This is a genomic window from Allobosea sp. FW305-C-101 (assembly GCF_058783685.1).
In genome coordinates, this window is record NZ_JBYSYT010000001.1 from 792065 (window position 1) to 803535 (window position 11471).

At 66.5% G+C, this 11471-nt stretch carries 9 protein-coding genes; 7 read left to right on the plus strand and 2 right to left on the minus strand.

Annotated elements, in window-relative coordinates; translation table 11 throughout:
• The first annotated feature begins 60 nt into the window (after window positions 1-60).
• The gene (locus AC3WMA_RS03785; RefSeq protein ID WP_492284060.1) at window positions 61-1431 is read left to right on the plus strand and encodes a TIGR03808 family TAT-translocated repetitive protein; all 1371 of its coding nucleotides are present in this window, start codon (window positions 61-63) and stop codon (window positions 1429-1431) included.
• Window positions 1432-1438: 7 nt separating this feature from the next.
• On the opposite strand, the gene AC3WMA_RS03790 is transcribed toward AC3WMA_RS03785, so the two are convergent.
• Window positions 1439-2437: an asparaginase gene (locus AC3WMA_RS03790; RefSeq protein WP_492284061.1), complete on the minus strand. Its 999-nt coding sequence runs from the start codon at window positions 2435-2437 to the stop codon at window positions 1439-1441.
• 141 nt (window positions 2438-2578) lie between these two features.
• Between AC3WMA_RS03790 and AC3WMA_RS03795 the strand changes: the two genes are divergently transcribed.
• From AC3WMA_RS03795 to AC3WMA_RS03820, 6 genes are all read left to right on the plus strand, one after another.
• Window positions 2579-3403 carry an alpha/beta hydrolase gene (locus tag AC3WMA_RS03795; RefSeq protein ID WP_492284062.1) on the plus strand — a complete coding sequence of 275 codons (825 nt, stop codon included), beginning with the start codon at window positions 2579-2581 and terminating at the stop codon, window positions 3401-3403.
• A 52-nt stretch (window positions 3404-3455) separates the two neighbouring features.
• The gene (locus tag AC3WMA_RS03800) at window positions 3456-3692 is read left to right on the plus strand and encodes an Lrp/AsnC ligand binding domain-containing protein (protein ID WP_038361355.1); all 237 of its coding nucleotides are present in this window, start codon (window positions 3456-3458) and stop codon (window positions 3690-3692) included.
• Window positions 3693-3906: 214 nt separating this feature from the next.
• Window positions 3907-6207, plus strand: a complete 2301-nt coding sequence (locus AC3WMA_RS03805) for an NADP-dependent malic enzyme (protein ID WP_492284063.1) — start codon at window positions 3907-3909, stop codon at window positions 6205-6207.
• A 14-nt stretch (window positions 6208-6221) separates the two neighbouring features.
• A complete protein-coding gene (locus AC3WMA_RS03810) occupies window positions 6222-7319 on the plus strand; it encodes an alpha/beta hydrolase family protein (protein ID WP_492284064.1) in 1098 nt (365 codons plus the stop codon).
• Between the two features lie 99 nt (window positions 7320-7418).
• A complete protein-coding gene (locus AC3WMA_RS03815; RefSeq protein WP_492284065.1) occupies window positions 7419-9014 on the plus strand; it encodes a peptide ABC transporter substrate-binding protein in 1596 nt (531 codons plus the stop codon).
• Between the two features lie 112 nt (window positions 9015-9126).
• Complete coding sequence (locus AC3WMA_RS03820) at window positions 9127-9984, plus strand: D-amino-acid transaminase (protein ID WP_492284066.1); 858 nt, start codon at window positions 9127-9129, stop codon at window positions 9982-9984.
• Between the two features lie 83 nt (window positions 9985-10067).
• Here AC3WMA_RS03820 and guaD read toward each other — a convergent pair whose 3' ends face one another.
• Window positions 10068-11393 carry a guanine deaminase gene (gene guaD, locus AC3WMA_RS03825; RefSeq protein WP_492284067.1) on the minus strand — a complete coding sequence of 442 codons (1326 nt, stop codon included), beginning with the start codon at window positions 11391-11393 and terminating at the stop codon, window positions 10068-10070.
• Between the last annotated feature and the right edge of the window lie 78 nt (window positions 11394-11471).

An 11471-nucleotide genomic window follows, 5' to 3' on the forward strand; every position in this document is an offset into this window, starting at 1 on the left:
AGATCGGCACAGCCGAGGCTGGCATGCGGCTTGATCCGTCGCAGCCGAGCAGGAGTTTCCATGGTGCTTTCCCGACGCAGCGCGCTGGCGATGGGCCTTTTCGGCACGGCCTCGGCCGTTCTGCCCGCCTCGGCACAGTCGCGCGGCACGGCTGCCGGTCCGCTCGGCCATCTCGGACTTGACGCCAGCCAGTTAGGGCTGCGGCCCGGCGCCACCGAGGATCAGTCGCGGCAGTTGCAGGCCGCCCTCAAGCAGGCTGCCACGCGCGGAAGCCCGCTCCTGTTGCCACCCGGCCGCTACCGGGTCGGCAGCGTCACCCTGCCCGAGAATGCTCGGATCGTCGGTGTGCCCGGCGAAACGCACTTCGTCACGGCAAGCGGCCAGCCCCTGCTGGTCGCGCGCAATATCGGCCGAGCCGAGCTGATCGGCCTGAGCTTCGACGGGCTCGACATCCCCTCGGCCCAGCGCAGCGGTTTGCTTGTGGCGGAGAATGTCGGCGAGCTCACGATTTCCGGCTGCGCCTTCACCAAGGCTGGCTCGGTTGGATTGACGCTCGATCGTTGCGGCGGACGCGTCACGGCGAGCCGCTTCCGCGACATGCGGGATGCCGCCCTGTTCGCCATCGATTCGAGAGGGCTCACCGTCGAGCAGAACCGGGTCGAAGATTGCGGCAATAACGGCATCCAGGTCTGGCGCAGCCAGGTGGGCGACGACGGATCGATCGTGCGCGGCAACCATGTCCTGCGCATCCGCACCGATGGCGGCGGCAGCGGGCAGAACGGCAACGGCATCAGCGTCTTCCGCGCCGGCGGCGTCATCATCGAGGGCAACCAGCTGCGCGACTGCGCTCTGAGCTTCATCCGCAACAATTCCGGCTCGGGCGTCCAGATTCTCGGCAATCAGGGGCGGCGCTGCGGCGAGGTCGCGCTCTACAGCGAATTCGCCTTCGAGGGCGCGATCATCGCCAACAACCATGTCGAGGACTGCACGTCCGGCGCCTCCATGACCAATCTCGACCAGGGTGGGCGCATGGCGGTCTGCGCCAACAACATCATCCGCCGGGCGACGCGCAAGGCCGTGCCCTACAGCAAGGACCCGGTCGGCGGCTACGGCATCCATGTCGAGGCGGAAGCAGTGGTGACCGGCAACGTCATCGAGGAGGCCAGCGATATCGGCATCGCGCTCGGCTGGTCCTGGGGCATGCGCAATCTCGCCGCCACCGGCAACGTCATCCGCAAGACCGGGATCGGCGTCTCGGTCTCCCTGGTGCCGAAGGAGCGCAACGCGCTGGTCGCCAACAACGTCATCGCCGAGGCCCGCGACGGCGCCGTGATCGGCACCGAATACGGCAAGCCCGTCACGGGCGACCTGACCAAGGCCCCCGATGCCAGGGCCTCGGGGATCGTGGTCGCGAACAATGCGGTGCGTTGAGCCCGGCTCAGACCGCGGAAGCGTGAATCCGGCCCACTTCGATGCCGTTCCAGTTCTTCAGCACGGTCTCGCGCAGCGGCGCGAAGGCGGCCTGCGTTGCGTCGTCCATCGGCAGGAAACGTGCGATCAGCGCGCCGAGTGCGATCTCGGCGGCACGGCCGGCGCCATCATCGCATTTCAGGGCGATGCCGTAACCCAGCTCCGGCAGAGACGCGCAATAGACGCCTTCGGCGCCGGTCTTGGTGAAGGCGCGCTCACCCAGCAGGTCCATCAGGCGGGTGTCGTAGCGGCCGGTGCCGGCGACCATGAAGGGATGGGCGGCAGCCGCCGCCCGGATACGCGCCGCCGCCTTCGCCCGCTCCGGCCCGAAGCCGCGGCCGGTGCCGAAGCGGGCGAAGCCCAGCGCCAGCGCCGAAAGCGGCACGGCATAGGACGGGATCGAGCAGCCATCGATGCCCATGCGGTCGGCACTGTGCGCGGCGCCCGTCACCGCCTCCAGCGCGCCGCGCACGGCCTGCTGTACCGGGTGGCCCGCCGTCACATAGCCCTTGGGGTCCTCGTCCATGTTGCAGGACAGGCAGACGAAGCCGGCATGCTTGCCGGAGCAGTTGTTGTTGAGGGCGCTGGGCTCGGCGCCCGATTTCGCCAGGGCGCGGGAGACCAGCTCGTTCGAAGGCCAATGCGCGCCGCATTCGAGGCAGCCGGCATCGCGGCCGGCCTTGCTCAGCATCGCGAGCGAGGTTTCGGCATGGAGCGGCTCGCCCGAATGCGAGGAGACGGCGAGCGCGATCTCGGCCGCGGTCAGCCCATAGCGGTCGGCGGCGCCGCTCTCGATCAATGGCAGGCCCTGGATCGCCTTGACGGCCGAACGCGGGAAGACGGGACGCTCGACATCGCCGGCCGAGAACACCACGCCGCCATCGGCATCGACGACGATCGCCGCGCCGCGATGGCGCGATTCGACGACATTGCCGCGCGTGACCTCGGCGAGAACAGGGTTTTCCATGGCGACCTCCGTTGCCCGCCTGCTGCGAGCTTGCCGCCTTTTGGCGCCGACGCGGGGTCCTGTCAAAAGCGCTGGCGCGAAGCGCGCCGGGCTGCCACGGTGCCGCCCAGCAGACCCGCGCCCTTCAGCGATGGAAGACCGATGTCGCCGGACTACGAGACCGAATACAACAACCGCGCCCGCGTGCCGGAACATCCGGGAATCATCGCCGGTTGGCAGGCCGATGCCGCCGCCTATCGCAGCGAGGCGCTGTGCGAGCTCGATGTCCCCTACGGCGAGGGCGTGCGTCAGGCTTATGACCTGTTCAAGCCCGAGACGATCCGCGGCAACGCGCTGGTGATGTTCATCCATGGCGGCTACTGGCAGGCGCTCGACCGCAGCTATTTCTCGCATATGGCGCGCGGGCTGAACCGCCTCGGATTACCGGTCGCGGTCGTCGGCTACGATCTCTGCCCGCAGGTCCATCTCGGCCATATCGTCTGGGAACTGCAGCAGGTAGCAGCGGCGCTATGGCGGCGCTTCGGCCTGCCGGTCGTCGCGTCCGGCCATTCCGCCGGCGGCCATCTCAGCGCCTGCACGCTCGCTACCGACTGGAAGAATGTCGATCCCGATCTGCCCGATCATCTGGTGCCAGCCGCCTATGGCATCTCAGGCCTCTACAACCTGAAGCCCCTCACTGAGACCAGCATCAACAAGGCGCTGAATCTCGACCTGGCCGCCGCGGAACTGGAAAGCCCGCTGTTCTGGCCAGCTCCCTCGCGATTGACGATGGATGCCGTGGTCGGCGGCGCCGAGAGCGACGAGTACCACCGGCAGAGCCGCCGGCTCGTCGATGTCTGGGGGCTGGAAGGGGTGACGACACGCTATGAGGAAATCCCCGGCGCCAACCATTTCACCGTGATCGCCGGACTGACCGACCCGGAAAATGCGATGACCCGGCGGATCGCCGCGCTCGCCGGCGCTTGATCTCATCGCACCGAAGATTCTATCCAGACCCATCAGAGTTTCGGAGCGCGCGATGCAGACCTTCTTCGTCGAGATCAAATGCAAGCTCGGCAAGACCTACGAGGTCGCCAGCGAACTGGCCGATCGCGAGATCGCTTCCGAGATCTACTCGACCGCCGGCAATTACGACATCCTGGCCAAGTTCCACGTGGCGGCCGATGTCGATATCGGCCATTTCGTCGCGCAGAAAGTGCAGTCGATTCCCGAGATCGCCGACACCCACACGATCATCACGTTCAAGGCGTTCTGATCCTTCGCGCCGGCGGCGCTGGAAATTTGTCGAATCGTTTCCAACGCTTGCGTGTGGTTTCTCGCAAGCCGATTCAGCATCTTGCCAGATTGATTCAAGTTCGCGCCCGCATCACCCTTTCCGCACCGGCGAAACTGCTAGCGGTGTCGACGGCTTGACGGCATGGGGGCTTTCGCGCGACCAGCATCCTTCGGACTGCAGGGATCTTCGCGCCATGAAAAGCACGCTCTCCACCGATCTGCGCTCGGGCGCGCTCGTCTATCACCGCCAGCCCCGGCCCGGTAAGCTTGAGATCCAGGCGACCAAGCCGCTCGGCAACCAGCGCGACCTGGCGCTCGCCTATTCGCCCGGCGTCGCCGCCGCCTGCGAGGCGATCGTCGACGATCCCTCCGAGGCGGCCGAGCTGACCTCGCGCCAGAACCTCGTCGCCGTCATCACCAACGGCACCGCCGTACTCGGCCTCGGCGATATCGGCCCGCTCGCCTCCAAGCCGGTGATGGAGGGCAAGGCCGTCCTCTTCAAGAAATTCGCCGGGATCGACTGCTTCGACATCGAGGTCGAGCAGAAGAACATCGAGAAATTCGTCGAGGTGGTCGCGGCGCTGGAGCCGACCTTCGGCGGCATCAATCTCGAGGACATCAAGGGGCCGGAATGCTTCGAGATCGAGGAGCAGCTCAAGGCCCGGATGAAGATCCCGGTCTTCCATGACGACCAGCACGGCACGGCGATCATCGTCTCGGCCGCCGTCCTCAACGGGCTCGACCTCGCCGGCAAGAAGATCGCCGACGTCAAGATCGTCGTCTCCGGCGCGGGCGCGGCCGCACTCGCCTGCACCAACCTGCTGGTCGAGCTGGGCGCGCAGCGCAAGAATATCTGGCTCACCGATCTCGACGGCGTGGTCTACAAGGGCCGCAACACGCTGATGGACCGCTGGAAAGAGGTCTATGCGCAGGAGACCGACGCCCGGACCCTGGCCGAGGTCATCGGCGGCGCCGACGTCTTCCTCGGCCTCTCCGCCGCCGGCGTGCTGAAGCCCGAGATGGCGAAGCAAATGGGGCCGAAGCCGCTGATCCTGGCGCTCGCCAACCCAAATCCCGAGATCACGCCCGAGGACGCGCTCGCGGTGCGTCCGGACGCGATGATCTGCACCGGCCGCTCGGACTATCCGAACCAGGTCAACAACGTCCTGTGCTTTCCCTATATCTTCCGCGGCGCGCTCGACGTGCAGGCGACGACGATCAACGAGGCGATGAAGCTCGCCGCGGTGCGCGCCATCGCCTCGCTCGCCCGCGAGGCAACCTCCGACATCGCGGCGCGCGCCTATGGCGGCGAGGCCTCGACCTTCGGCGCGAACTCGCTGATCCCGAACCCGTTCGATCCGCGCCTGATCATGCGCATCGCCCCGGCCGTCGCCGAGGCCGCCATGGTCACCGGCGTCGCCCGCAAGCCGCTGGTCGATGTCGAGGCCTATCGCGAGCAGCTCTCGCGCTTCGTCTTCCGCTCCGGCTTCCTGATGAAGCCGCTGTTCCAGAAGGCCAAGGCCGATCCCAAGCGGGTGATCTACGCCGAGGGCGAGGACGAGCGCGTGCTGCGCGCCGCCCAGGTCGCGCTGGAGGAAGGGCTCGCGATCCCGATCCTGATCGGCCGCCCGAGCGTGATCGAGACCCGCATCCAGCGCTTCGGCCTGACGCTCAGGCCCGGCACCGATTTCGAGGTGGTCAACCCCGAGGACGACCCGCGCTATCGCGACTACGTCCAGAGCTATCTCGACATCGCCGGCCGGCGCGGCATCACGCCGGAAGCCGCCCGCGCGCTGGTTCGCACCAACAACACCGTGATCGCGGCGCTCGCCGTGGCGCGGGGCGAGGCCGATGCGATGATCTCGGGCCTCGAAGGCCGGTTCATGTCGCGGCTGCGGCATATCAAGGACATCATCGGCCTGGCGCCGGGCGTCTGCGACATCGCGGCGATGACGCTGATCATCACCAACAAGGGCGCCTTCTTCCTGTCGGACACGCATGTGAAGCACGACCCGACGGCGGAAGAGATCGCCGACATGACCGTGCTCGCGGCCGATCATGTCCAGCGCTTCGGCATCGCCCCGAAAGTCGCCCTGCTCTCGCATTCCGATTTCGGCGCGGCCGATACGCCCTCCTCGCTCAAGATGCGCAAGGCGCTGAAGTTGATCCGCGAGCGTGCGCCGCATCTCGAATGCGACGGCGAGATGGAGGCCGACACCGCTCTCGTCCCGCTGATCCGCGAGCGCGTCCTGCCCTCCTCGACGCTGAAGGATGTGGCGAACATCCTGATCTTCCCCAATCTCGACGCCGCCAACATCTCCTACCAGTTCGCCAAGGTGATGGCCGATGCGCTGCCGGTCGGCCCGATCCTGATCGGCACGGCCAAGCCCGCGCATATCCTCACCGGCTCGGTGACGGCGCGCGGCGTGGTCAACATGACCGCCGTCGCGGTGGTCGAGGCGCAGGAGCGCGCAGCCGCTGCGGCGGCCGGCTAGCCGGCACGGGGCCCATGGCACGCGTCCTGCCCGCCCTTGTCATCGGCCTCTGCCTGCCCGCGGCGGCGGCAGGGGCACAGGAGGTGCTGCGCGAGGAGCCCGGATTCCTGCGCGTCCAGATCGAAGGCCGCGCAGCGCGCCTCGAAACCCTGATCATCCGCCCGGATCGGGGCTCGGGCAAGTTGCCACTCGCATTGATCACGCACGGCAAGGCGCCGGGCAATATGCGGATGAGCGATCTGCGCGCCGTCAACTACGCCTCGATCGCCCGCGATCTCGCCCGCCGTGGCTGGCTTGCCGCTGTCGTCGTCCGGCGTGGCTTCGGACAATCGGACGGTCCCTTCTCGACGGAAGGCGCGGGCTGCGCACTGCCCGACATGGCGCAGCGCTTCGAGAGCGACGCGAAGGAACTCGAGGCCGCGCTCAAGGCGCTGGCCGAGCGCCCCGACGTCGCGTCCGACCGCATCATCGCCCTGGGCGAATCGGCAGGCGGCGCCGCGGTCATGGCACTGGCCCAGCGCAAGCCGCCGGGCCTGAAGGCGGTGATCAACGTCGCCGGCGGGCTCGAACTCGGTGATTGCGTCGAGAAGGGCCGGGACGCACTTGTCGCGACCATCCTGCACTGGCCGTGGAAGGATACGCTGCCGCAGCTCTGGGTCTATGCCGGCAACGACGAGCTTTTCCCACCATCCCTGGTCGACCGCATCCGGGCGGCGGCCCTCGACCGTGGCGGCGACGTGCGCCTCATTGCGTTGCCGGAAGTCCTCCCTCGCGGCCACGCGGCTTTCCAGAACGGCCGAGCCCGTTTTGTCTGGTTGCGGGAGATGGACGCCTCCTTGCGTGCCTGGAACCTGCCGACCCTGACGCCCGGACGGCCCAAGGCAGAATTCGAACGCATCGGGCTCGAAGGCCGTGCTCCGGTATTCGAGAACTATTTCAGCGCTCCCGGTGAAAAGGCGATGGCCGTGAGCCCGACGGGCAAGAGCTTCACCTATCGCTTTGGCGAACGGGACCTCGAAACAGCCCGACGGAACACGCTGGCGGATTGCGGCAAGAAGGCCGGGGATTGCCGCGTGGTCTTCGAGAACGACCGGGCCGTCGAAGCCCCCTAGCGCAAGGTCGGCTTTTCCGACTTGGCAGACTCAATCAGGCAGGCTCTACTTCATCAGTCGGGCATCGCTCGCAACGGCGCCCGGCTGAGGGAGGTTGCCATGCTCGACGTCACGCGCCGCCATGTCCCTTTGGCCTTCGCCGCCATCCTGGCCGCGACCCGCGCCGCTGCGCAGGGCCGCATCGTCTTCCACCGCGGCAATGACGGCGATCCCGAGACGCTCGATCCGCACAAGACCTCGACCGTCGCGGAAGCCCATCTGCTGCGCGATCTGCGCGAGGGCCTCGTCATCCACGACATGAAGGGCGAGGTCGTGCCCGGCGTGGCCGAAAGCTGGACGATGAGCCCGGACGGCAAGACTTGGCGCTTCAAGCTGCGCGGCAATGCCAGATGGTCGAACGGCGACCCGGTCAAGGCCTCGGATTTCGTCTATTCCTTCCGGCGCATCATCGATCCCGAAACCGGCGCGAAATACGCCAACCTGCTCTTCCCGATCCGCAATGCCGAGGCGATCCATAAGGCCGCCGCCGGCTCCTCGCTTGAGACGCTCGGCGTCAGCGCTCCCGACGAGGGCACGCTGGAGATCGTGCTGGAGCAGCCGACGCCTTATCTCCTCGAACTGCTCACCCATCAGAGCGCCCTACCCGTCCACCAGGCGAGCGCGGCCAGGGCGGCGCAGGAGCCCGGGCGGCCGGAGAACTGGATCACCAACGGCCCCTATATGCTCAGGGAGTTCGCACCGAACTCGCATATCCGGCTCGACCGCAATCCGCATTTCCATGCGGCCACTGAAGTGAAGATCGACACCGTGATCTTCTATCCGGCCTCGGACCTCGCGGCCGCCGCGAGACGCTTCCAGGCCGGGGAGTTGCATCTCACGACCGACATACCCGCCGACCAGTTCAAGGCGCTGAAGGAGAAGCTGGGAGATCAGGTCCGCATCGGCCCCTATCTCGCGACCTATTTCCTGATCATCAACAGCGCCAAGCCGCCTTTCGACGATGAGCGTGTCAGGCGGGCGCTCTCGCTGCAGATCGACCGCGAATTCATCGCCGACCGGATCTGGGGTGGGACGATGCTGCCGGCCTATGGCGTGATCCCCCCGCATATCGGCAATTACGGCGAGCGCGCCGAACTCGATTTCCGCCATGCCTCGGTGCTGGAGCGCGAGGACGAAGCCAGGCGCCTGCTCGCCTCGGCCGGGTTCGGCAGCGTGCCGCTCCAGGTCGAATTCCGTTTCAACACCACCGACAACAACCGCCGCACCGCCGAGGCAATAGCGGAACAGTGGCGCGCCATCGGGGTCGAAACCCGCTTCGTCGAGACCGATTTCCGCACGCATTTCGCCTATCTGCGCGACGGCGGCGATTTCGACGTCGCCCGCTACGGCTGGATCGGCGACTATTCCGACCCGCAGAACTTCCTCTTCCTGTTCGAGAGCGACAATGCCGGCTTCAACATCGGCAAGTACCGGAACCCGCAATTCGATGCGCTGATGAAGCTCGCTGCCGAGGAACTCGACATCGCCCGGCGCGCCGCGATCCTGCGTGAAGCCGACAGCATCGTCATCCGCGAGGAGCCCTGGATCCCGGTGCTGCATTACTCGACCAAGAACCTGGTCTCGCCGAAGCTCTCGGGCTTCGAGCAGAACCTGCGCGGCGCGATCCCGACGCGGTTCCTGAGCCTGAAGGCCTGAACGCCGGCCCTGCATCAGACGCCGGGCCGTTTCCCCGCCTTGAGGCTCGCAAGCGGCGCCAAGCTTCGCTAGGAAGGTCCGGCGTTCCCTTCCAATCAGCGAGTCCGCATCGATGAGCCGCATCGTCTACGTCAATGGCGCCTATCTTCCCGAGGAAGAGGCCAAGATCTCCGTTTTCGACCGCGGCTTCATCTTCGGTGACGGCATCTACGAGGTTTCGGCGGTGATCGGCGGCAAGCTGGTCGATTGCGAGGCGCATCTGGCCCGGCTCGAGCGCTCCTGCGGCGAAATCCGGCTTGCCCTGCCCTGGTCGAAGGCCGAGCTCGTCGCGATCCATGAGGAGCTGATCAAGCGCAACGCTCTCGACGAGGGCGGCATCTACCTGCAGGTCTCGCGCGGCGCGGCCGACCGCGACTTCCCGTTCCCGAAGGATGTCCAGCCGACGCTGGTGATGTTCACCCAGGCCCGCAACTTCGTGAATGCGCCGACGGCCAAGACCGGCATCAAGGTCGTCTCGACCCCGGACCTGCGCTGGGCCCGCCGCGACATCAAGAGCGTCAACCTGCTCGCCCCCGTGCTCGCCAAGCAGTTCGCGCTGGAAAATGGCGCGCAGGAGGCCTGGCTCACCGAGGACGGCGTGGTGACGGAAGGCGCTTCCTCCACCGCCTGGATCGTCAAGGGCAAGACGCTGATCTCGCGCCCGCTCTCCAACAAGGTGCTGCCGGGCATCACCCGCAAGGCGGTGCTCGCCTATCTCGCCGAATCCGGCTTCAGCTTCGAAGAGCGTGAATTCACGCTGGAAGAGGCGCTCGACGCCGAGGAGGCCTTCATCACCTCCGCGACCAGCCTCGTCATGCCGGTGACCACGATCGACGGCCACACGATCCATAACGGCGCGCCCGGCCCGACCGCGCTGCGCCTGCGCGAAATCTATATCGACTACGCCCGCAAGGGTGGCGTTCTCGGCTGAGGCACTCCAACAGCCGTCATGGTCGGGCTTGACCCGACCATCTCGGAAACCAGCTTTCTCGTCATGAGTTTCTCGGGTCGGCGCTACACGCCGCCCGAGAATGACGAGCCGGCGGCCAATTCCCCCATCACATAGGTCGCGGCGACATTGCGCTCGTCGCCAAGCGTGACGAGCACGAACAGCTCCTCCGCGAGATCGCGCACCGTTTCCATGCGGTGCGCCATCGCCCGCGTCGCGCCCGTATCGAGCACGACGACATCCGCCTCGCGACCGGTCTCGAAGCTCCCGATCAGCTGATCGAGGCCGAGCGCCACGGCATTGCCCCGCGTGATCGCATGCAGGGCTTCCAAAGCCGACAGGCTTTGCCCTTGGAGCTGCAACACCTTGTAGGCCTCGGCCATGGTCCTGAGCATCGAATAGGAGGTGCCGCCGCCGATATCGGTGGCGACCGCGACCTTGACGCCGCGCTGTCTCGCATGAGCCCAGTCGAACAGCCCTGAACCGAGGAAGAGGTTCGAGGTCGGGCAGAACACCGCAACCGCCCCTGTCTCCGCAAAAGCCTGCCACTCATTGTGGGTCATGTGGATGCAATGACCCATCAGGCTTTTCGGGCCGAGCAGTCCGTAACGCCGATAGATGTCGGCATAATCCGCAGCTTCCGGATAGAGCTCGCGGGCGAAGGCGATCTCGGCGCGGTTCTCGTCGATATGGGTCTGGACATGGCAGTCGGGATGCTCGGCCGCCAGCTTCCCTGCCGCCGCCAGTTGCTCCGGCGTCGAGGTGATCGCGAAGCGCGGCGTGATCGCATAGAGCTGCCGGCCCTTGCCGTGCCAACGCGCGATCAATGCCTTCGAATCACGATAGCCGCTCTCGGCCGTGTCGGTCAGGGCCTCCGGCGCGTTACGGTCCATCATCACCTTGCCGGCGATCATGCGGGTGTTGCGGCGCTGCGATTCCGTGAAGAACGCCTCGGCCGATTGCGGATGGACTGAAGCATAGACCGCCGCCGTGGTCGTGCCGTTGGCCAGCAATTCATCGAGGAAGAAGCGCGAGAGCTTCTCGGCATGGCCCTGTTCGCTGAGCTTCTGCTCCTCGACGAAGGTGTATTTGTTCAACCACTCCATCAATTGCGCGCCATAGGAGGCAACGACCTGCGTCTGCGGCATGTGGATATGGGCGTCGATGAAGCCCGGCATGATCAGATGCGGGCGATGGTCGACGATCTCGGCATCGACCGGCAGCGTCCGCAGCAATTCCCGCGCCTCGCCGGCCGCCTTGACCAGCCCGTTCTCGATGACGAGTAGCCCATCCTCGATGAAGCGATGCGCCGATTCACCGGCAGTCTGCGGGTCATCGACGAACCAGAGCAGGCGACCGCGCAGCGCGCGCAAAGCGGTTGGTGCAGTCACGTCGGGCAGCTCCGGCACAATTCCACATCACATCTGCACCAAATCGAAGCTTCCGGCCAAGCGCAGATCATGCCTAAT

Coding starts and splice junctions, on each gene's coding strand:
- AC3WMA_RS03805 (WP_492284063.1), top strand. CDS start 3,907: ATGAAAAGCACGCTCTCCACCGATCTGCGCTCGGGCGCGCTCGTCTAT.
- AC3WMA_RS03810 (WP_492284064.1), top strand. CDS start 6,222: ATGGCACGCGTCCTGCCCGCCCTTGTCATCGGCCTCTGCCTGCCCGCG.
- AC3WMA_RS03790 (WP_492284061.1), bottom strand. CDS start 2,437: ATGGAAAACCCTGTTCTCGCCGAGGTCACGCGCGGCAATGTCGTCGAA.
- AC3WMA_RS03795 (WP_492284062.1), top strand. CDS start 2,579: ATGTCGCCGGACTACGAGACCGAATACAACAACCGCGCCCGCGTGCCG.
- AC3WMA_RS03820 (WP_492284066.1), top strand. CDS start 9,127: ATGAGCCGCATCGTCTACGTCAATGGCGCCTATCTTCCCGAGGAAGAG.
- AC3WMA_RS03785 (WP_492284060.1), top strand. CDS start 61: ATGGTGCTTTCCCGACGCAGCGCGCTGGCGATGGGCCTTTTCGGCACG.
- AC3WMA_RS03800 (WP_038361355.1), top strand. CDS start 3,456: ATGCAGACCTTCTTCGTCGAGATCAAATGCAAGCTCGGCAAGACCTAC.
- AC3WMA_RS03815 (WP_492284065.1), top strand. CDS start 7,419: ATGCTCGACGTCACGCGCCGCCATGTCCCTTTGGCCTTCGCCGCCATC.